The 20,816-nt window shown below is 48.3% G+C and carries 20 protein-coding genes; 10 read left to right on the top strand and 10 right to left on the bottom strand.

Annotated features, from left to right (window positions below; all coding sequences use genetic code 11):
• The first annotated feature begins 196 nt into the window (after positions 1–196).
• The gene (locus tag ACTRXD_RS04880) at positions 197–1,507 is read left to right on the top strand and encodes a hypothetical protein (protein WP_442430720.1); all 1,311 of its coding nucleotides are present in this window, start codon (positions 197–199) and stop codon (positions 1,505–1,507) included.
• Between the two features lie 519 nt (positions 1,508–2,026).
• On the top strand, positions 2,027–2,431 hold the full coding sequence (locus ACTRXD_RS04875; protein ID WP_442430719.1) for a response regulator: 405 nt from the start codon (positions 2,027–2,029) through the stop codon (positions 2,429–2,431).
• Between the two features lie 54 nt (positions 2,432–2,485).
• Here ACTRXD_RS04875 and ACTRXD_RS04870 read toward each other — a convergent pair whose 3' ends face one another.
• Positions 2,486–2,953, bottom strand: coding sequence for a helix-turn-helix domain-containing protein (locus ACTRXD_RS04870; protein ID WP_442430718.1), 468 nt, complete (start codon positions 2,951–2,953; stop codon positions 2,486–2,488).
• Positions 2,954–3,048: 95 nt separating this feature from the next.
• Here ACTRXD_RS04870 and ACTRXD_RS04865 point away from each other — a divergent pair, with 95 nt between their 5' ends.
• Positions 3,049–3,591 carry a methylated-DNA--[protein]-cysteine S-methyltransferase gene (locus tag ACTRXD_RS04865; RefSeq protein WP_442430717.1) on the top strand — a complete coding sequence of 181 codons (543 nt, stop codon included), beginning with the start codon at positions 3,049–3,051 and terminating at the stop codon, positions 3,589–3,591.
• A gap of 128 nt (positions 3,592–3,719) precedes the next feature.
• Here the strand turns inward: ACTRXD_RS04865 and ACTRXD_RS04860 are convergent, their stop codons facing one another.
• Positions 3,720–4,511 carry a hypothetical protein gene (locus ACTRXD_RS04860; protein ID WP_442430716.1) on the bottom strand — a complete coding sequence of 264 codons (792 nt, stop codon included), beginning with the start codon at positions 4,509–4,511 and terminating at the stop codon, positions 3,720–3,722.
• A 936-nt stretch (positions 4,512–5,447) separates the two neighbouring features.
• Positions 5,448–6,005 carry an NUDIX hydrolase gene (locus ACTRXD_RS04855; protein WP_442430766.1) on the bottom strand — a complete coding sequence of 186 codons (558 nt, stop codon included), beginning with the start codon at positions 6,003–6,005 and terminating at the stop codon, positions 5,448–5,450.
• Between the two features lie 326 nt (positions 6,006–6,331).
• Between ACTRXD_RS04855 and ettA the strand changes: the two genes are divergently transcribed.
• The 4 genes from ettA to ACTRXD_RS04835 all read left to right on the top strand — a co-directional run bounded on the left by ettA (position 6,332) and on the right by ACTRXD_RS04835 (position 9,176).
• Positions 6,332–8,017, top strand: a complete 1,686-nt coding sequence (gene ettA, locus ACTRXD_RS04850) for an energy-dependent translational throttle protein EttA (protein WP_442430715.1) — start codon at positions 6,332–6,334, stop codon at positions 8,015–8,017.
• A gap of 10 nt (positions 8,018–8,027) precedes the next feature.
• Positions 8,028–8,300, top strand: a complete 273-nt coding sequence (locus ACTRXD_RS04845; RefSeq protein ID WP_442430714.1) for a hypothetical protein — start codon at positions 8,028–8,030, stop codon at positions 8,298–8,300.
• Positions 8,293–8,745 carry a hypothetical protein gene (locus ACTRXD_RS04840; RefSeq protein ID WP_442430713.1) on the top strand — a complete coding sequence of 151 codons (453 nt, stop codon included), beginning with the start codon at positions 8,293–8,295 and terminating at the stop codon, positions 8,743–8,745. The genes ACTRXD_RS04845 and ACTRXD_RS04840 overlap by 8 nt, the downstream gene beginning before the upstream one ends.
• Positions 8,746–8,831: 86 nt before the next feature.
• Positions 8,832–9,176: a hypothetical protein gene (locus tag ACTRXD_RS04835; protein ID WP_442430712.1), complete on the top strand. Its 345-nt coding sequence runs from the start codon at positions 8,832–8,834 to the stop codon at positions 9,174–9,176.
• Positions 9,177–9,554: 378 nt separating this feature from the next.
• Here the strand turns inward: ACTRXD_RS04835 and ACTRXD_RS04830 are convergent, their stop codons facing one another.
• Positions 9,555–10,190: a peroxiredoxin gene (locus ACTRXD_RS04830; RefSeq protein ID WP_442430711.1), complete on the bottom strand. Its 636-nt coding sequence runs from the start codon at positions 10,188–10,190 to the stop codon at positions 9,555–9,557.
• Between the two features lie 250 nt (positions 10,191–10,440).
• On the opposite strand from ACTRXD_RS04830, the gene purE reads away from it, so the two are divergent.
• A complete protein-coding gene (purE, locus tag ACTRXD_RS04825; protein ID WP_442430710.1) occupies positions 10,441–10,929 on the top strand; it encodes a 5-(carboxyamino)imidazole ribonucleotide mutase in 489 nt (162 codons plus the stop codon).
• A 178-nt stretch (positions 10,930–11,107) separates the two neighbouring features.
• On the opposite strand, the gene ACTRXD_RS04820 is transcribed toward purE, so the two are convergent.
• Positions 11,108–11,353 (bottom strand): DUF1653 domain-containing protein, encoded by a 246-nt coding sequence (locus tag ACTRXD_RS04820; RefSeq protein ID WP_442430709.1) that lies wholly within the window; start codon positions 11,351–11,353, stop codon positions 11,108–11,110.
• Between the two features lie 120 nt (positions 11,354–11,473).
• Positions 11,474–11,986: a TrmH family RNA methyltransferase gene (locus ACTRXD_RS04815; protein ID WP_442430708.1), complete on the bottom strand. Its 513-nt coding sequence runs from the start codon at positions 11,984–11,986 to the stop codon at positions 11,474–11,476.
• A 478-nt stretch (positions 11,987–12,464) separates the two neighbouring features.
• On the opposite strand from ACTRXD_RS04815, the gene ACTRXD_RS04810 reads away from it, so the two are divergent.
• Positions 12,465–13,622, top strand: a complete 1,158-nt coding sequence (locus tag ACTRXD_RS04810; protein WP_442430707.1) for a GGDEF domain-containing protein — start codon at positions 12,465–12,467, stop codon at positions 13,620–13,622.
• 26 nt (positions 13,623–13,648) lie between these two features.
• Here ACTRXD_RS04810 and ACTRXD_RS04805 read toward each other — a convergent pair whose 3' ends face one another.
• On the bottom strand, positions 13,649–14,635 hold the full coding sequence (locus ACTRXD_RS04805; RefSeq protein WP_442430706.1) for an HDOD domain-containing protein: 987 nt from the start codon (positions 14,633–14,635) through the stop codon (positions 13,649–13,651).
• Between the two features lie 187 nt (positions 14,636–14,822).
• Positions 14,823–16,742: a TonB-dependent receptor plug domain-containing protein gene (locus ACTRXD_RS04800; RefSeq protein ID WP_442430705.1), complete on the bottom strand. Its 1,920-nt coding sequence runs from the start codon at positions 16,740–16,742 to the stop codon at positions 14,823–14,825.
• A gap of 161 nt (positions 16,743–16,903) precedes the next feature.
• On the opposite strand from ACTRXD_RS04800, the gene ACTRXD_RS04795 reads away from it, so the two are divergent.
• Positions 16,904–18,247, top strand: coding sequence for a POT family MFS transporter (locus ACTRXD_RS04795; RefSeq protein ID WP_442430704.1), 1,344 nt, complete (start codon positions 16,904–16,906; stop codon positions 18,245–18,247).
• Between the two features lie 235 nt (positions 18,248–18,482).
• On the opposite strand, the gene ACTRXD_RS04790 is transcribed toward ACTRXD_RS04795, so the two are convergent.
• On the bottom strand, positions 18,483–19,256 hold the full coding sequence (locus tag ACTRXD_RS04790) for a DUF6445 family protein (protein ID WP_442430703.1): 774 nt from the start codon (positions 19,254–19,256) through the stop codon (positions 18,483–18,485).
• A 998-nt stretch (positions 19,257–20,254) separates the two neighbouring features.
• A complete protein-coding gene (locus ACTRXD_RS04785) occupies positions 20,255–20,800 on the bottom strand; it encodes a hypothetical protein (RefSeq protein WP_442430702.1) in 546 nt (181 codons plus the stop codon).
• Between the last annotated feature and the right edge of the window lie 16 nt (positions 20,801–20,816).

The following is a 20,816-nucleotide window of genomic DNA, read 5'->3' as shown; positions in this document are numbered from 1 at the left end:
CTCCTCGCGTTCATGATAAGGTAGGCTCATCACGAAAGGGCGGTTCCCTTTCGTGCATGACGCTCTACTTTACTATCCCCGAATATGTAGCCGTATTCATTTGCAAATGTACCTGGTTTCCTTTTCCCTCCTCTCAGGTTTCCTATCTATTTTTGGACACTAGGAATATGGGTTTTTTTGATCCGCTTGTCGTTTCGTGACTGCTAACACGCAGGCCTTACCTGCCTCTCCTTCTCCGTTTCTCACGATTTTCCGCATGTGGTGGCCCCTGGCCGCGAGTTGGATGCTCATGGGCTTGGAGTTTCCACTGGTCACTGCCACGGTATCCCGCCTGGCCGATCCTGAGGTCCATTTAGCAGCCTATGGTGGAGTGGTTTTTCCTCTCTCATTGTTGATCGAGGCACCCGTCATTATGATTCTGGTTGCGTCTACCGCCTTATGTAAAGATTGGTTGGCCTATCGGCTTATTCGAAATTTCATTGTGGTTTTGGGAAGTCTTCTAACTGTCGTGCATATCGTCGTGGCCTTTACGCCGGTGTACGGGATGATCGTACAAGACGTGCTAGGTGTTCCTGATAGTATTGTGGAACCGGCCAGAATCGGTCTTCAATGCATGACGCCATGGACGCTCTCGATTGCGGTGAGAAGGTTTTTTCAGGGAGTGGTGATTCGTGCAGGGCAGACGCGCCTGATTGGCCTGGGAACCTTGGTCCGTTTATTCATAAGCAGTTCGGTCTTATTTTGCGGAATAGTTCTACAGAGTTCCCCAGGGATTGTCGTGGCGACAGTCGCGATGTCTTCCGGGGCAATGGTCGAGGCTGGCTTTATTTTGTTTTTCGTGCGTCCGATCCTCGCCAATCTTAAATTGAGTCCTGTGCATCCATCGCCTCTCACACTGAATCAATTACGCGTGTTTTATTGGCCTCTCGCATTTACTCCACTCATTTCTCTTGGGAATTTACCGATTGTCAGTGCGGCCATCAGTCGGATGCCAAATGCTATAGAGTCCTTGGCTGTCTGGCCGGTGTTAGGTGGGCTCTCGTTTGTGTTTCGGAGTGGAGGATTGGCGATGCAGGAGGTGGTTGTCGCCCTCTATGACCGACCGCATTTCCTCGTCCCTCTGAAGAAATTTGTGACGATGGTTTCAATCTGTACGAGCGGAATCCTTTTTATCATTGCTGCCACTCCTCTCTCCACTCTCTGGTTTGAATGGGGCGCGGCTCTGACTCCGGAGCTGACCGTGTTGGCCTCTACAGCGCTCTGGCTCATGGTGATTTTTCCCGCTTTGAGTCCATGGGAAAGTTTTTTTCAAGGCCAGTTTGTTCATCGTGGGATGACTTCCGTTATTACTCAAGCCGTGTGTTTGTATCTGTTTGGAAGTTCCATCTTTTTACTGGCCGGAGTTCTTTATGGACAAGTGACCGGATTATATGTGGGCTTGGCCGCGATGCTTAGCGGCTTAGGATTTCAACTATGGTGGCTATGGAGGAAACAGTTGCAGGTTTGATGTCCACTTAGGGTCTGTTGAAAAAAGCCGCCAGCGGCGTTCTCGCCATTTTTCCGTGCTCACGTACTACGCGTACGCTCCGCGCGTAAAAACGGCTGCGGCCTTGCTGGACGGACTTTTTGAACCGACCCGGAGCCTTTGATGAGAAATCTAATCCTGGGCAAATTTTCCCTTGAAAATCTTTATTATTCAACACTCCCACTTACACAAATTTTAAGGATTGTTCGAGGAGTGCTCGGCTGGCTCCTGGACCAGTCAGGTGGTTTGGAGGTTCATTAGGGGGGATGATGGGGAGAACGGTGAATGATAAACCCTGCATGTTGCAGGTTTCCTCCTTCATGGCGGTCACTAAATTATTTCTGAAGTAATGGTGTAAGTTTTGATTTTTAAAGAAAATTTTATTGACCGACAATTTTAATTTGGAAGGAACATAAATTGCTCGTAAATTGGGGGCGACGAAATTGCGCCATTTTCAAGGGTAACGAGCATTTTTATTTGTGAATAACTTTTGGTTTACACATGAATCGAATTTTGCTGATTGATGATGATATCCAGGTGAGGGAGTCCGTTTCTCTTTCTTTGGAAACGGCCGGGTATACGGTCATGGCCGCAGGGTCCTGCCGGGAGGGACTCCAAAATCATGAAAATTTCCAAGCGTCCTTGATTATTATGGATGTATTGGCGATGGAAGAAAGAGAGGACGAACTCACTGCACCTGTTCTTGAACAATCTTCTAGTATTCCGATGATCACTCTGACGGGAAATATTCCTGCATCTGGTGGACGAATGAAGGGTCCTCACCAAATATTCCAGCCGATCTGCACCCTGCAAAAACCCTTTACTGTTGATGAGCTTCTCCAAACCGTGCAAAGGGCTTTGGTCGGTTACGTTGGTTCTTCTCCCGTTCCTGTCCCATTTTCATAACAGCCATTTCTTTCATTGGTTCAACTCAACCTTTGGGTAAGAGGGTTTGGGTGGTTAATCGTTGGGAGGTTCGAAGTGTCCTGGAGGTCTCGACCCCCAGGGGACAGTGGTGGGGCGCACCTGCTTAAAAAGGCTTTGGAGGTTAACCTGAGCGGCGCGAATTAATTTGGGATCACCGTGGTGCAGCAGGCTTGTGAGCAGGACGAAGAGGTCTTGGTAATCGCGGCTGGTTTGGATAATTCGTTGAAATAGGGGATCGGGAGAAGAGGTGCTCGGAAGTTCCGGATTATCTTCCTCAGAGTCATTCCATAATCGCAGAAGGGTCCGTGGATCATGATGGAGCCAGGGCTCAGGCACATTCAAGGATTCTGCAATCAACGCCATCGTGGACAACGGAGGGTCCCAGTTGCCCTTTTGAAAATCCTGTAAATTCGTCAGGGCCACGCCCGTTTGTTGACTCAGGTCGGCCAGAGAGAGTCCTCTGGTTTGACACCATTGACTCAAATGTTGCTGAATGGACATGATTCGATCATATGAGAATGTTCGTCGGCCTGTCCATCTTCAATTCGGCCGCACCCTAAACAGTTTCATCTGCGATAAACGGGAGGATCAGGATAGTGAAGCCACCATTGCCCCAAAAATCCTCCAAGGATTCCGGGATTTTTTACTGGATTAGTCCGAGTCCGGTTGGCCGCCTTCTTTTGGTGGGAAACTCAGATGGGTTGCAGGGTCTGCAGTTTCAAGATGGAGCCCACCCTCTGGACATCCAGCCGACATGGACACAGTCCCGTGAGCCGTTTTACGCGGTGCTGGCGCAACTGGAGGAATATTTTGACGGTTCACGGACACGGTTTCAGATCACATTGAACCTTCAAGGGACCCCTTTTCAACGTCATGTCTGGAAGGCCCTGCAACGTATTCCCTATGGCCGAACGGTGTCGTACGGAGAAATTGCTCAACAGGTTGGCAGCCCGAAAGCCTCACGAGCTGTGGGAGCCGCCAATGGCCAAAACCCTGTGTCTATTATCGTCCCGTGCCATCGGGTAATCGGATCTAATGGAAAACTGGTCGGTTACGGAGGTGGACTGCCCATCAAAACCGCCTTGTTGGGATTGGAACAACACCAAACGGGTAAGAAATTTTTGTCGATCGATCGCTAGAGATTGGGAAAAATCTGCTCAAGCCTCTTCGATTAAGATGTCTGATATCATTTTTCCCGCTAAATGGTAGAAGAGAAGTGTACCCACATGACAAGACCTGTTATTGTGTGCTCCCTAGATTTAGCAAGTTACACCTCTGTCAGATGATGGGGCAGTCTGCTTGAGACAAACATGAAATGTATTAACCAAGCGACAAAGAAGAAAAATGGAGCCAGCAAAGCAACATACCAAGCTACGTCAGAAATTATCGGTGTGACTAAGAGGTAAACCCCAAAAAATGAATAAAAAAGCGAAGTTTGCCAAGCATATAATCGGCTGCGCATGATTACTTTCAAGAGGTAGGGAGATGTATTGTAGAGTATTCTTGCAATTGGCAAAGTAATGCCTAACGCTTTCACGCCCTTAATCTTTCCCTTCATTTGAATTTTTGTCTGTCTGTTCCCAGTGTGTATCAGCTGAATCACTCCACCTTCCTCCAAATCAAGATAATGGAAGTCTAGGATAACTCCGCCCTCGTGATTTTCACCCACTTCCTGGTTCACCTTGACTATACCGAACTCGTTTGATGGACTCGATGTTTTCACAACTCGTGCATCAAGAAGTTTCGTATTAGAAGGAACTATTAACCTCAGAGGGTCCAATGGTACCAGATCGTCGCGGTCGATTGTCCCTTTTCCTGCGTTCCAAAAAAAGATCAACGATCTTGTGAGGCGAGTTTGTGGGATGCCCTTGAACCTTACCTCTATCTCGTCAAGTTCGGTTTCCAGCCCTTCAATGATTGTGTTGCTTTCAACATAATATTTTGGGTCCTTAACTCGTCTACTCTTTCCATATAGGATAACGGCGAGCAAAATACTGATTAAGCTTAAGGCCAAGGTTGTAATAGGATTTTGCGCTATTTCGATCAATTTGTTCCACATTTGCTAATTTTCTCGTGGTCTGCAGTCCATCACCATTAACCGTTGAATAAACAAAAGAGGGTAAACGTGGGAAAAAGTTGGAAAAACCAAAAGACGAACCAATTCATGCCTAGTCTTGGATAGGTATGGAAAGGATATGCACGGTAAATCTGCTGCACCTGGTTTCCCTTTCTTGGAGAAACCCATAAAAGGAATTCTGGGGAAATTGAAGGTGCACGGATGAGCCATCCAAAGACACTAAACTGGAAGGAAGTTGTTTTCAAGGCCTGAGTACAAATCTGGTGCTTGCTTCGTCGGGCGAAACACAAGAAAGATCCCTGCCGACAAGCTGCAGAGATGACTCGTCGATTGATGCATCATGCAGGATGCTTTCTGGCCCATCCATTATCCGATCTGTCCTTCTGTCTATGAGTTGGCAGGAATTGCTCTGCGCCTCTACCTCGCACTAGGCACCGTTTGAGGTTTCCCCTCCTCACTCTTCCCTCTTCCCTTGGTCCGATGCCTGCCGCTAGGCATCAGGGATGGACGCGCAGTTCATCCGGCGGGCCTTGTGTGAGGGCAGCGAGTTGGCCCGCCCTCCTAGTACTCGCGTCCGTCCCATCCAATGCGGCCGGACGGGGCGTCACTGGTTTTGGGTCCTTTTCCCGAAAGAAGGGGACCTCGACCGCCGGGGCGAAACCCGGCAACACAGGAAATCACGTTGTCACCAGAGTTGGAGACACAAGTGTGATAGGCAACATTCCGACGGCCCCGGACGGCCGCAGAAATTTTCCCATGTTGTCATTCCAGTCGGTTGTTAGCCGGAATTTTTTTCCATGACGAGAAGGGAAAGAGGACGTTCCACCGGAACGTCTCTACGGGGGAAATACTCAGGTTGGCACGGCATTTCGTAGAGAGGTCCCGTCCGGACATCTACACGGTCTCCTTGGCCAATGGTTAGGATGAATAAAAGGACGGAGGCTTTTGGGTGGGGACGACGGAAGAATGGGTTTGAGAGGTGGAGGTTTGGATATCCTTGACGTATCGACTTAATGATTCATGGATGACAGGGAATGCCAGATCCTTCCAGGGGATGTCGGCTAGGGAAATCAGTTGGACCTCCAGGCTTTCCGGACCCGGTTTAAAGTTCAGGTTTTGTAGATGGGCCCGGTAGACCACATAGACTTGAGAAACATGTGGAAGGCTAAATATACCAAATAAACTATGAATGGTGATTTCCGCGTGCGCTTCTTCAAGGGTTTCCCGGGTTGCCGCCTCTTCGGTGCTCTCGCCTAATTCCATAAATCCAGCCGGAAAGGTCCAGAGCCCTAAACGAGGTTCGATGGCCCGTCGGCATAGGAGAATTTTGTCTTCCCATTCAGGAATACTGCCCGCCACGATCTTGGGGTTTTCATAGTGGATGGTATGGCAGGAGGGACAAACGGCTCTGAGAAGGGATTCACCCGAAGGAATTTTTTCTTCAACAACGCCTCCACATTGAGCACAGTATTTGATGGTGTTGGGCAAGGTGGTAGATCTAAATTTAGATGGACAAGATGTTGAGCGAGATACTTGAGCGTGTTTCACGATCTGAAGGACCTGGGTCATGTGGGCTTTTCTTTATCATACTCTGTCTCGCCTGTAATTCAATGGCGTGTTTCCATGACGGATCCTTTTCATTATGGGCAGCATATCCCAGTCACATTTTGTAAGGAAAGGGGCCCATTTGCCGCCCTGCATTGTGAATCTTCGTATTCCTTTGGTAAGGTTGGCATCTGCATGTGCTTTCTTGCAACCCTGACAAATCTTAGATCGTGTGAGAACTGATTGGAGCCAACGGCATGAGTACGAATGATCGACAAATTATTTTTTCTTTGGTGGGTGTGGGCCGCATCCATCCCCCGAAAAAGCAGGTCTTGAAGGATATCTATCTCTCATTTTTTTACGGGGCAAAAATCGGGGTTTTGGGATTAAATGGATCGGGAAAGAGTACCCTTCTCAGAATTATTGCCGGCGTGGATACCAATTATATCGGGAAAATTACTTTCTCGAAGGGGTATTCCATCGGACTCTTTGAACAGGAGCCGTATTTGGAGCCTGGGAAAACGGTGAAAGAAGTCGTTGAAGAAGGGCGGGCCGAGGTTGCCAAATTACTCCGGGATTACGAAGAGATCAGTCAGGCCTTTTCGGGAGATGTGAGTCCTGAAGAGATGGAAAAATTGCTTGAGCGGCAGGGCAGACTGCAAGAGCAAATCGAAGCGGTCAACGGATGGGAATTGGAACATCAGTTGGAGATCGCCATGGATGCTCTCCGCTGTCCACCACCGGATACCAAAGTTGACCTCTTGTCAGGCGGCGAACGTCGGAGGGTGGCTTTGTGCCGGTTGCTGATCCAGGAACCCGACATCTTGCTGCTTGACGAGCCCACAAACCATTTGGATGCGGAGACGGTGGGGTGGTTGGAGCAACACCTTCAGGAATATAAGGGCACTGTGATTGCGGTGACCCATGACCGGTATTTTTTAGACAATGTGGCTGGGTGGATCCTGGAGTTGGACCGTGGGCAAGGGATTCCCTTCCAGGGCAACTATTCTTCCTGGTTGGAGCAGAAACAGGCGAGGCTGGCGCAGGAGGAAAAATCCGAGTCAAAACGACAAAAAACGTTGGAACGGGAACTGGAATGGATTCGCATGTCTCCCAAAGGCCGCCAGGCTAAGGGGAAAGCCCGTGTAACGAAATATGAACAATTAGTGAGTGAAGAGCAGAGCCAACAAACAGACGATTTGGAGATTTATATTCCTTCCGGCCCGCGTCTTGGTGATGTCGTGGTGGAAGCCACCAATCTCTCGAAGAGCTATGGGGATTCCCTGCTGTTTGATAATCTCTCATTTTCTCTTCCCAAAGGGGGTATCGTCGGTGTGGTTGGGCCGAATGGGGCTGGAAAATCCACCCTGTTTAAAATTATTGCGGGGTTGGTTAAGCCGGATACCGGCAATCTGACTTTGGGTGAAACGGTAACATTGGGCTATGTAGATCAGAATCGCGAGATTGATGGTAATTTGAACGTCTGGGAATGTATTTCTGATGGAAAAGAAACTGTTACATTAGGAAAGATGGAAGTGAATTCGCGGGGGTATGTGTCCCGGTTTAATTTTTCAGGATCTGATCAACAAAAAATGGTGAAGGATTTGTCAGGAGGAGAACGCAACCGGGTGCATTTAGCCCGCACGCTGAAAGAGGGTGCGAACCTGTTATTGCTGGATGAGCCGACGAACGATCTGGATGTCAACACTCTGCGGGCTTTAGAGGAGGGCTTGAATCATTTCGGAGGATGTGCGGTGATCAGCAGTCATGACCGATGGTTTCTGGATCGTGTGGCCACCCATATATTAGCCTTTGAAGGGAACAGCCAGGTGAGTTGGTATGAAGGCAATTACAGTGAATATGAGGCTAATCGCAAAAAGCGATTAGGGAAGGCTGCAGAACATCCCCATCAAATTCGATACAGAAAACTGACCAAATCCTGATGGAATAAGGATGGCAAGAGAACCTGTCAATAGTCCTTCTTCCTCAGAGAAGTCTCCTCCTGTTTCAACATCGACCGGGAGACGTCGTTCCGTTATGATTGCCAGAGTCATTGGGATTCTGTGTGTCGCTGTAGGATTTATGCTGGGTATTCATGGATTAGAACATCCTGGCTCTCCCATGCTTCCGACCGCTTTAGGGATGATTGCGACGGGCTTAGTCGCACAAGTGTTTGCATTAGTGAAGGCCTGTTTTGTGGGTTCACAAGGCAAGGGGGATGACTGAATTATCCGGTAGTGCGATGCCTCATCGTCTTGTTGTGAGCCAACTTATTCCATGGGTAGTCCTTATGCTCTGTCTCACACTCGCAGCCTGTTCTCACTGGCGTGATAGCTATTTCGATGATGGCGTGGGGGTGTTAACGCAGTCGGATATCAAAGAGAAGCTGGGAAAACCTCATATAGTTAAAGATCCATTGCTTTCGGACAAGACCACTTGGACGTACAGGTTTGCGATGTCCGAAAGTGAATTGGATCCGTCCGGAGTCAAAGCCTTGGGTAAGCAGGCTGGAAGCTTGATGGGTGGGGCTCAAGGTGGCCCACGTGAAAAAGTCTATTGTTTTATGTATGTTTTGACCTTTGACAAAGAGGGGGTCTTGCGCCATTGGGTGCGGGAGCTCTGTCAAATTCCCCAACCCCCCGATCCGTTTCAACGCGGACTTTCCGGCTAGGTATGGTTCAGTTCACAGAAGTCAGCATGAGATCCTCACCGTGGTGATAGGAATTTTCACACAAAAGAATTGATGGGATTAAACGCATGAGTGTGCATAAAAGCGGAGCCTTTCTTCAGCAATGTTTCTCAGTACACCCGCTTTGTCTGAATGTTAAGCTTGTTTCTCCCCCCCACATTGTCGGTGTGCTCTGTACGAATTGTCGGATGCGCCATCGTTTAACCCTTCCGCAGGCCCCCGTGTCCACGGAGTCGGGTACCGAAATTGCGCGTCAGAAACTATTTCTGCTTCAAGGATGTGTTCAGAATCATCCTCAGGATGTCAGGGTCAGCTTGGTCCATATCGAACAGTCTGCGGTAGAATTCAAATGTGGCTCCTGTCATCATACCTATGAGTTGCATGTGGCCCTGTTTGAGACCCATCAATCTTGACTGATCTTTTTCTGCAATTCGTTCTTGTCGTTTTTCAACGTTTCTCTTGAATGCCCACAGATGTTTCTCAATTTTGAAGCGTCTTCTGAGAAGGGTTGAACGGAAGCGAGTCCTGTGTGGGATATTTCACTTGTCTGTCAGCGGTCTCCCCCGTACAGAACTTGAGTGTACTTGTTCTTCTGACTTTGGGTGGTCTTGGGACACTTGCGATTCTGAAGGTACCCCCTGTCATCCGTGGGATAATCGTAGTTAAGGTAGTCATGTGTGAACCTGACTCCTTGAGCAATTGGGAGGGGATGCGGAGAGAAAATGATTGGATGCGTCACAGGAGGCAGCGCCACATGTGTATGGCGCTGCCTCAACTTTTTTTCAGAAGCTCTAACGGTTGGGTTGCGGGGTAAAGCGTAGATAAGGTTTTACTGCACGATGCCCTTTCGGGAACAGTGCGGGGATTTCCGCATCCGTCACGGCTGGTGTGATAATACAATCTTCTCCGTCTTTCCAGTTTGCCGGGGTGGCAACTTTATGTTTGGCCGTTAATTGCAGTGAGTCAATTACACGAAGAATTTCGTTGAAATTCCTGCCGGTTGATGCGGGATAGGTGAGCGTTAATTTGACCTTTTTATCCGGTCCGATCACGAATACCGAACGAACGGTCATATTATCGAGTGCGTTGGGGTGAATCATATCATAGAGGTTTGCGACCTTTTTTTCGGGATCGGCAATGATGGGATAACTGACCGTACAGTGTTGAGTTTCATCAATGTCCTTGACCCAGCCTTTATGGGAGTCGAGTGGATCCACGCTGATAGCCAACACTTTCACATTTCGTTTTTTAAACTCTTCCGTCATATTCGCCATGGTTCCCAATTCCGTGGTGCACACGGGAGTGAAATCCTTAGGATGTGAAAAGAGTATGCCCCACCCGTTACCGAGCCATTCATGGAAATTCACGGTACCTTGCGTCGTTTCTGCTGTAAAATTTGGTGCTTCATCTCCTAGACGTATTGCCATAATCTTTCTCTCCCATTATGAATGAGGTGAATAATACATCTCTCAGGTATAGAAAATCCCGCGAGAAAATTTGTTAGCTCCTAAAGAAAATTTTTACAAAAAACGGAGGAAAACTAGTGTAAGACAGTTTCTGTTATATGGTCAACTTGGGTCAAGATGCGCTATCGTAAGCCCGTTTAAGGAACCATGGACTTTTCGCCCATCCCTCGTCATCTATGAATAGATAAGGTAAGAAGGAGTACAAGAGGTTATGGCTCAGTCATCATTTCGGGTTGCAATTCTCATGGGCAGCCAATCGGATTGGGACACGATGCGGTTAGCGGGTGAAACGCTGACTAAGCTGGATATAACCCATGAGAATAGGGTTTTTTCTGCCCATAGGGCTCCAGATGCCTTGGAGGATTATATTCGTGAGGCGGAAGCTGGTGGAGTGCAGGTGTTTATTGCCGGGGCTGGAGGGGCGGCCCATTTAGCCGGGGCAATTGCGGCCAAAACCCAATTACCGGTGTTGGGTGTCCCCCTGCAATCAAAGGCTCTGCAAGGCCTCGATTCCCTCTTGTCCATTGTGCAAATGCCCAAAGGTATTCCTGTAGGAACCTTGGCGATAGGGGGCGCTGGAGCCGTGAATGCGGCGTTGTTGGCTGCTGCGATTTTAGCCTTGGCAGATGCTTCTCTCTCCAAACGGTTGAATGCCTATAGAGAAGAACAAACGCGTGTTGTGTTGGCAGAACAGTTGTGAGTGTCGATGGAGAATTCTACAGATGGTTTGTGAAGCAAGGTGCATGACAGGCTCGGTCTTTGATGGGGGGAATTCCCAGGAGCCTCCCGAAGCGAAATCAAAGATGAGCTGTCCGGCCGGGCTGGCCATCAACATGGAAAGACAGCCTGTCTGATCAGACGAATTCCGGTTTCACTCCTCAGGGTTTGATGGTCGTGGTGTCTGTTCCGGCGTTGGCACCGTCGATATTTTCAAATCTGAAGACGAGTTTCCCCTCTATTTCAATTTTTTCCCTAAACATCTTTTCCGGTCTGACCCAAAGGCCGAATTCGCCATAGAGTGCCCGGTAGACCACGAGATCTTCTTCTGTTTCGGAATGTTTGGCGACGCCAATAACCTGGTATTCTTTCCCTTTATAGTGACGATATCTGCCTGGTTGAATCATCGTTAAGACCCTCATCCTGACGCGGCTGTAATGTATGAATAAGATGTGCGGGTGTTGCTCTGATTGCGTGGTGCTACCACCAGATATGGACTGCCTCGTAGTTGGGCGGATCGCACATGGTTAGGGCTGTGAGTGGTGTTGGCGATACGCATAGAGGGCGATGCTACCTGCGACTGTCGCATTTAATGGGATCGATGGATGGATTTGAGGAATACACAGGCGTTCCAAAAATTGAAAGGGTGGAATACCAACGCCTTCTTCTCCAATAAGTAATCGAACATGTTTGGACCATTGTACCGTGGACATATTCGTCCCATGTAAATCTAATGCGGTAATCCATTGCAAGGTTTCCGGGGCATCCAGGTCGGTGATGGAGCCTGCCCATTCTAAGGACTGGACAAAAACCGCACCGCTACTGGCACGAATGACCTTCGGGTGGAAGGGGTGTACGGCTTCCTGAAGCAACACGACCGTTTGCACGTCAAAGGCCCGACAACACCGAAGTAAGGCTCCAAGGTTCCCAGGGTCTCCAATCGGACACAGGACTTCCAATCCATTGGGGGCCTGGCTGAGATCTCTTCGCGACATTTCGGGGACACCGCAGACCAGGAGCGGTTCTTTTGTCCCAAACACGTCCAACTCCTGAAACAGGGAGTGTGATAAATCATACTGGAGGGCCTGAGAAGGGAGGTCATCTCTGGATGTCCACCAGGGCGGAAGTAAGATTTCGTGGACATTTACCCCAGAATGCGTCCCGATTTCCTTCCGGAGTTTATTCCCGGAAACGAGGCAGAGGTGATGACGTTTAATCCCTTGAGAGTCAAGTAACGATACCCATCGTTTGAAATGGGAATTTTGTCTGCTGGAGATCGTGTATCGTTGATTCACGAGGGTTCAGAAAAATGCGCGTGAACGATGAAATGGAATATCAATGTAGTCATTGAGACATGGTGTTGTGTAGCTCTTGGCGAAGAGCATAGCAAAAAGTGACTCAAGAGACATAGAGGAAATGCCGATAACTGAATCAAACCGTTACCCCACTCTCCCCATGCATTAGCTGGATGGTCACTGAAACAGGCAGAGGCAGAAGTGAATTGAAGAGGAGGAAGGCATGTTAGGATCTTGGTCCATTGGGAAAAAAGATCACTCTAATGAGAATAGGGCACAAAAAGAGCCGGTCGCCAACGGATCTCGGGCCCCAGAGTTTTCCGAAGAGTCCGACAAGGTATTTCAATCATTGGCCAGGGTTTTGCGATGTCTCGGCCGTCATGCATTTGAACTCGATCAACTGTCGGAAGAGGATATAGAAAAAGAGTTTGAACGGTGGGCGAGACATGTGTTGGTGGGCACTCAGATTGATGCCGACGATTCAAAAAAACCCGAGGCCGGCCCACGCCGTGATTGGGGGGCACTCACGCAATTTGTTAATGGACATCGTCAACAGGAAAAATCCTATGTGACACGGAATCTTCAAGATATGCGAACTGTTCTTTGCGAATTTACCAATATCATGGGGCGCGCGTTTGTCGAGGATCAGGAAACCGATCAAAAAGTGACCAATCATCTTGTTCAATTGCGCACGGCAACCGAGGACGGTTCCTTTCACGATGTGAAGCAGGCCTTATTGGCTGTGGTTGAAGGCATCAGTGCTCTTGTGGATGAACGAAAAGAACGTCAGCAGCAACGATTGGAAAATCTCGGAGAAAAATTACGTCTTGTTGAGGAGGAACTGGGAGGTGCGCGAAAGCAAATGACGCTGGATGGTTTGACCCAGCTGTATAATCGTGGAGCATTGGATCTTCAATTAGAACGAACGGCCGGGATGAGTTTTTTCTCTGGGACGTCGGCCTGCATTTTGATGGTTGATATCGATCATTTTAAGCTTGTGAACGATACCTATGGCCACCCGGCTGGGGATGTGGTGCTACAGCAGGTGGCGAAACGTCTGGTATCGACTTTTCCCAGAAAAACTGATTTTATTGCCAGATATGGAGGGGAGGAATTTTGTGTTTTGCTTCAGGGAGCCGATGGGAAGCTGAGTCAACGACTGGGTGAGCGGCTGCTGGATGCCGTGAGAGGAGAGGGATTTTCTTACCAAGATATCACCATTCCGGTCACGGCATCGATCGGTTTGGCGGAGCTACTTCCCGGCGAAACCGCACTTTCCTGGCTTGAACGTGCAGATCGTGCGTTGTATCGGGCAAAAGACAATGGTCGGAACCAACTGTGTTTGGCGAATGAGCATGACGGAGTGGGGAAGAATGGCTGAGTCAGAGTGGCGGGAGTTGGGTCTGGTTAGTTGAATAATTGGGGATCAGTGGAGTTCAGCTGTTGTAAGGCTACGTGATGGATGTGGGCGATGTCTTCGAAGTTCCCAATCCGGCTGTGAAAAAAACTGGCAATTTGTGGAATTCCCGTCATCATGTGCCCAAGAATCGGTTCCCAATCTTCCGGTTGCACGGATAAGCGACCCTGACTATTTTTACGGACTGAGGCAATGGCCGCCTCGGTATCGGGATTAATCCAGATGTCCGCGATGATACCGGAGAGTGCAACGGTATCTACCAGAGATTGAAAGTCCGGCGGCGTTTCAAATAATTCGGGCGTATGACTATAGAGGATGGCCACCTGAAACTCCTCAGGAAGTTGCCAATGTTGGGCCAGCCAAGCTCCAACCTGTGAATGATCAACTCCTAAGTGTTCAAGTTCATATTGGTGTAAGTTGGCATGTTCGTCCTGATTGTGATCCTGGAGTGAGGCAATTTCTCTTGCGGCCACCTCGTTTAATGCTAATAGTCCGATGTCTTGAAGCAGGGCACCAAGAAACATGAGCTCGACATCAGGAAAGGCGAAGTGTGTTCCAATGGCACGAGCTGCGACACTAGCCAGAATGGATCGCCGCCAGAATTTTACATGGTCAATCCCGGATGTTGAGACCTCTTTCATGTCCTTAATTAAACGGTAAAAGCAAAAAGATAGAGCCAGATTGGCGATCGTTGAAAATCCAAGCAAGGTCACGGCCTGTCCGATGCCGGTCACCTTGTGTCGAGACCCACCGTAATACCCCGAATTCGCCATAAATAAAATTTGTGCCGCCATTCCTGGATCCTGGCTTATAATCGCCGCTAATTCGGAAGCACTGGTTTCCTCATTTTGGCACATCTTGAGAATGGTCGAGGCCAAGGGAGAGAGAATAGGTAAGGATTTACAGCTTTTTATTCTCGCAAAAATCGTGGAACGCTCTTCGTCCTGAACCGGATCTAATGGAAGTATGAGTTGCATGAAAGATTCCTAGTGAAATGTAAGGTAGGAGGCGATGTTTGTCACATCTTCGCCTACGTCTTTTCAACGTCTTTTCCTTTTTCGGTCAAAAGAGGACCTGGCTTAAGCAGGTTTTTGCGATAGGTTCATGGAGAAAACTTGATTGATGATGTCGCCAATGGCTCCTTTGGAGAAATAATTACTGACCTTACAATTCTGGCCGGTATTCCAATCCTAATCGAAAGGTGAAGGGCGGAGCTGGGAACCCGGCAAACTGTTCATATGAGGAGTTGGTGACATTTTCGAGGGCTGCATAGCAACTCCATTCAGTAAAGGGATGGTAATTGACCGTGATGTCTGCCTTGGCAAATCCTCCTACTCGTGTGGTTTGGGTTGGAACTTGAAAATCAAAACTTGAACTGACCCAGGTGACTTGGCTTTTGACATTGAGGGCGGGAGATAGCTTCATCATAAGCCCAAGCCATGCGCGCCATTTTGGGCGATTTCTTAGTTGATCTCCCGTTTCCGTCACTCGAGTGGTGAGGTGTGTGAGACTCGACTGGAAAGAAACAGCAGGGATTGGCGTGAGGGACAGTGAAATATTCCAACCATGAGTTTCTGCCTCATCAATATTGGCCAGGCGAATAATTCCTTGATTAAGGAGGTCGGGATCGAGGTCAATAAGGTTCCTGAACCGGTTGTGAAAGTATTCTATCGTTGCGGTAAATCTTCCATCGAATGTGTGATAGTCTAGGCCGAGATCCCATCCGACGCTGGTTTCGGGTTGTAAGGAAGGGTTCCCAATTAAAGGGTCTCCTAAACTGGATAAGCTGGGCAATTTGAACGCCCTTCCATAGCCACCACGAATCTGGATTGAGTCTACCAGTTGATATTTCGCTCCAATCCTGGGGCTAATCTTCGGCTGAAACCCTTGTGAGAGATCGGCTCGAACACCGGAGTTCAGGGTCAGTTTTTGCCACCAGACGGACGTGAGTTCCGCAAAGGTTCCTCCGAGTGTCCGCTGGATGGTAAAGTCATCTGGTTGGTCAGAGGAGCCTCCGAAGGAACTCAGGTCTTGAGTCCCGTTTCGCCTTCCGCGTTCATGAGTCAGCTGTTCACCAAGTGAAAACTTCCATTGGGGGCTGATCGTCCATGTTGTCGTCATACGTGTTTGAAAACGGGTATAAAGTGTTTCAAAGTCAGCCGGAGGCAGGGCATAGGTGGTTGGAGTCGCAAGAATTCCGGGGTTTGACACGTCTTGAAGTCTTCGAATGACGCTCAGAAATATCTGATGCTGCCAACCCGAATGAATGTGAAATGAGGCTGACAAACCGGTCAGAAATTCTTGGGTCTTTCGTCGTTCGGTTTCCCGGAGTAAAGCCAGTTTTGACCCACCACTGCCTTCCGGAAAACTCCGGACCGTTGAATCTGTAAATTGCCCGTTTAGTTGAATGGCAAAGTTGGGATCTGTCTGAATGGAAAAATTCCATCCAGCCGAGTCCATCAAAAATGAATCTTTCTCGATTTGCTCTCCATTTTGGGTATGGGACAGCGTCAGATTGACGGACAATGGTCCAAGTGATCCTCCTGATTGGACAAGCCCTTTGAGATAATCGTATCGACCGCCTTCCCCCAAGAGGCGAAAGGAGGGAGCCGTGGAAGCAGATTTAGTAATGAAATTGATTGCTCCCGCCATGGCTTCAGAACCATAAAATGCCGAGAGAGGCCCACGAACAATTTCTACTCGCTCAATCCGATCAATAGGAATTGTGGAAAGATCAACTGATCCGCCTCGCTGGTTCGTTGAGTCATTCATGGGAACCCCATCCAACATAATCAAGGTGAAGTTGGGATCGGCACCTCGGAGATACACTGAGCTGATTCCGCTTCTTCCGCTCATCTCATCGGTATGGAGTCCTGGGACTTGCTGGAGGATGGTGGTAACCCGATTGGGCTGAAGGGGGGCAATCTGTTCAGCATTGAGGGTCGAAATGCTTTGAGTTGATTGGTGGGGTTGGGTGGGTTGTGCGGAACCTGTGACAATCATCGTATCAAGAGTGGTAACCGATGATTCCTCGGACTGTACCGGGGTGGGAAGCCATATTCTTATAACTGAAAGACTGGCCAAGAGGATTATGCCTGGGAATGGCGGGAAAGGGGTCGGCATTATACAATGACATTCCGGTGGGGACGGAGGTTTGCTTGTCGGACTGACACAGCCGTTCTCACCGGATAGGATCTATACGAATTTTCAATGGTTGTCCACTTCTTACAGATGAAAGTTTGTTCATGAAAAAACCTGAATTTCGAACAGAGCCATTGACCACGGCTTCCATGCCATCGGGAGTCGTGCATTTGGTTGTCAATGAAGGCGCTGAACGATTTAGTTACTACGGGATGCGTTCCATTCTGGTGGTGTTTATGACGGGGATGTTGCTGAATACACAGGGAAGCTTGGATCCCATGGGCGAGGCGGAAGCGAAAAGTTATTTCCATCTGTTTGCCTCGGGAGTGTACTTTTTCCCTTTTTTGGGGGCGATCTTGGCCGATGCCTTTTTTGGAAAATATAAAACCATCATTCTCCTTTCTCTGGTGTATTGTGGCGGCCATGTCGTTTTGGCTTTAGATCACACCCGATTCGGCCTGCTTGTTGGATTGACTTTAATCGCGATCGGCTCCGGGGGAATTAAACCCTGTGTGTCAGCTAATTTGGGGGACCAGTTTGGTTTGGTCAATGGACATCTTTTAACCAAGGCCTTTGCCTGGTTTTACTTTGCCATCAACGTGGGGGCATTTGGATCCGTGATGCTCACCCCCTGGCTGTTGGAGCATTTTGGCCCCGGCCTGGCATTTGGGGTGCCTGGCATCTTGATGTTTGTGGCGACCATCATTTTTTGGTTTGGCCGGACCCACTATGCGCATATTCCTCCTGACCGTTCAGGTGTATTTCAGGCGCTTTCTCGTCCGCAGACATGGCGAGCGATTGGGAAGTTGGCGGGTATTTATGTGTTTGTCGCATTTTTTTGGTCCCTCTATGACCAAACCTCTTCAGCGTGGGTTCTTCAAGCTCAACATATGAATCGGATCTGGCTGGGTGTTGAATGGTTGCCTTCGCAAATTCAAGCAGTGAATCCGGTCTTGATCATGGTGTTTATTCCGTTGTTTACCTATGTGGTCTATCCGGTGTTGAATAGAATGGTTCGCCTCACATCTTTGCGAAAAATGGCTATAGGCTTTTTTCTGGCGGTTGGGGCGTTTCTGATCTCTGCCTATATTGAGCAACAAATTGAGTCGGGGATGGAACCGGCGATTGCCTGGCAGTTATTGGCCTTTGTGGTGATTACGGCGGCAGAGGTCATGGTGTCCATTACCTGTCTCGAATTTTCTTATACACAGGCTCCACTCAAACTCAAATCGCTCTTGATGGGCTTATTTTTGCTTTCCGTGTCCTTAGGCAACGGATTTACCGCCTTTGTAAATTTCTGGATTCAGAATTCAGATGGGACTGTTGCGTTGACTGGCCCGGACTACTATTGGTTTTTTGCAGGCATCATGTTTCTTGTTGCCTGCCTGTTTCTTCTGGTGATGAAAGGGTACGAGGAAAAAGCGTACTTGCACGGAACACGACCGTGATGATCTGACCAGAGCATCATAGGCCTGGATCTATGCACGTTCAGATAATCACATTTTTCTTTTTTGCCCTTGGTTGAGAGGGATATTCTCTCCCAGGTTGTAAACCAGATATAGGCAAAGAACCCTTATGATGTTCTGATATTTGTTTAAGCTTTGACTAGGAGGAGTTAGGAAGTCTAATGAAAACGAAAGAAGCGTTGTAGGGAGGGGAGGATTAGGCGGAGGTAATAAAGAATCAGAACATTTGTCGCTTTTGACTGAGGTACAAAATTTGGTTTACCCGAAAGGCCTGGTTGTAGTAGCCGGATTGGATATACTGAGAATGAAAGCATCGTCCATCAAACATCATCAATCTGTTTGGACGCATCTCGATAAGTTTCAGTAATTCCCAATATTCATTGCCATCGTTGATATACCTATTGTCTCGACAAGCGAAGAGTGGATTAAAAATCATGCTATTTTGGAAGTTTTCATAACCTTCCGGGCTGTTGAAAAATTCGTCGCTGAGTTCCAGTTGGTTCGCAAGTTGTCGAATTGTCCCATCGGGTATCGATGGTACGCGTTCGAGTCCTGTCGGTCGGTGGCGATATAAGCCGGTTCCACCCGTACATGAATCTGCAGGGTTCAAATAGACCATGGCGGTGATATCCTGATCGATGTGAGGTTGCCGTTGCCCAACGTTTAGCGTGTAGTTGTCGGTTTTGATACCTTGAAAGACGACTGGTTGGGGAGAAAAAAATGTGAAGAGAGGAGATCCCCAAAGTGCGCTTAGAGATTCCACAAGTTCCCGGTGCTCATAATTGAGGCGGGCTCGGACTCCCGGAAAATTTCCCACGATTTCGAAGCGGTCGGTATAGGGCAGGCTCAACGCGACTTTCAATATTTCATCAGGGTATTGATAGAAATTATCTACAATCACGACCTGATGGTAGCCTATTCCAACGCGCTGAATTGATGCCGTTTGGTGGGGATTGAGGGCGAGAAGATCCGAGCGAATGTGATTGGACATGGAGTCCCTATTGATATTCGGCTAGGATGACCTTGAAAAACGGGCCTATAGTGAACCTTGTTTCAGGAGGAGTCAAGGGCTTTTCATGAAATTTTGCTGGATAGAGGAACGATTACCACATGAGGCCAGCATCGCATTGAAAGGAGTCTGGAGCCATGGGACCTATATTTGGAAAAGTATGAAAGCAGATTCGAATGACCTTTCCTCAGCCGATATCAGACCATATTCATTATTCCTCTTTTGTCCATAGCATTATGAGGGCCGTTGAAGCCGTGGATGCCATGAAGAGTGAACGTCCCATCCTCGGTGGATGTGGTGAATTGGATTTACACAGGGCTGAGCCTAGAAGGTAACCTGGAAAGGACAGCTGTGTAGAGGCTGTCATCTAGGATTAGTTCAGTATTGTTTGGGGCTCACTGTATGGGGGCATACCTGGAAATAGGAAATGTGTTGTCCCCGCGTTACGATCGCTCTTCTTAATGGTGCCTTGGTCGCTTCACTCTATACCCCAATTTAGTATGGGTGAATATAGTCGTGGGGTCGGCTTTGCCGAGCTGGAAGTGGCGGCGTGATGTCTCTATGAGGCTAAGATCATAACCAAGTAGTTGGTGGTAATCTGGGTAACTTTGGCCCGGACATTCTCCTTGGATGAATCCCGAAGGAGTGGACACTTTTTCCAGATAAAGGAAACCGAAATGCATGAGCATTCCGTGACATTCTGTTAAAACGCAATGCTTTCAATTGGGAAATTCTCTAATTTTTTGTATCAGGAAGTTATGAACGGGGGTGAAGTAATACTTTTTTAACCGATTGTTGTTGCCACCTGGCTTATGGAGAGCCAATTATCGTATTGAAATCTTTTATTGTTTGCCCCTCGGCATATTTGAAAGGAGAGATAAACCGAAAAGAAACACATGATTGCCTCCATGCGAGGTCTGCGAAGAATTATCACAATGTCTGATAATTTATTGTTTGTGATCACGAAGGAAACTCAGCTATTAATAGGAATTCGCAGAAAGTGCGTCAAGAAACAGTGGGGCATAGATCCGACCCTCAACAGTTAAAGTTCCCCGCTCTCGAAATCCATGGTAGGTAAGCGTGATTTCGGTTTCTGGTCCTCGCCAAGTGTACTGTTGGCTTAATCCCCGGATCATGGATCCATACGGGTTGTTTGTTTTTCCAAACTCATTTCTCAGGTACTGTAGGATGGCTTTGTGGATAGCTTCCCCCTGGTAATGAAAGAGAGCCCGGGCATACTTTCCATCTAAGGTATAAAGTTTGACGGATTCCAACTCAGTAGATCCAAGCAAGGGAGCCCCGCGTTTAACCGTATAGATACGCAATGAATCTATGGAATCGATTTCTTTTAGGTCTGCGCGATCTTCGAGAGAATGGCCCCAGAGGCTGCCAAAAAATCCTTTGGGATCATTTTCTATTGGTGTAGCGCTTATGGCGGGCGTCCACGGGAAAAGGCAGACGCAAATGATGAAAAGTAATTTAAACCTGCTGGTTCTATTAGGGCGGACAAATGATTGAAATCTCATGGTAATGCCAGACGCT

This window comes from Nitrospira sp. T9 (assembly GCF_052156535.1).
GTDB lineage: Bacteria > Nitrospirota > Nitrospiria > Nitrospirales > UBA8639 > Nitrospira_E.
The sequence above is the reverse complement of the archived record's forward strand: the minus strand, read 5'-3'. Positions and strand labels throughout refer to the sequence as shown.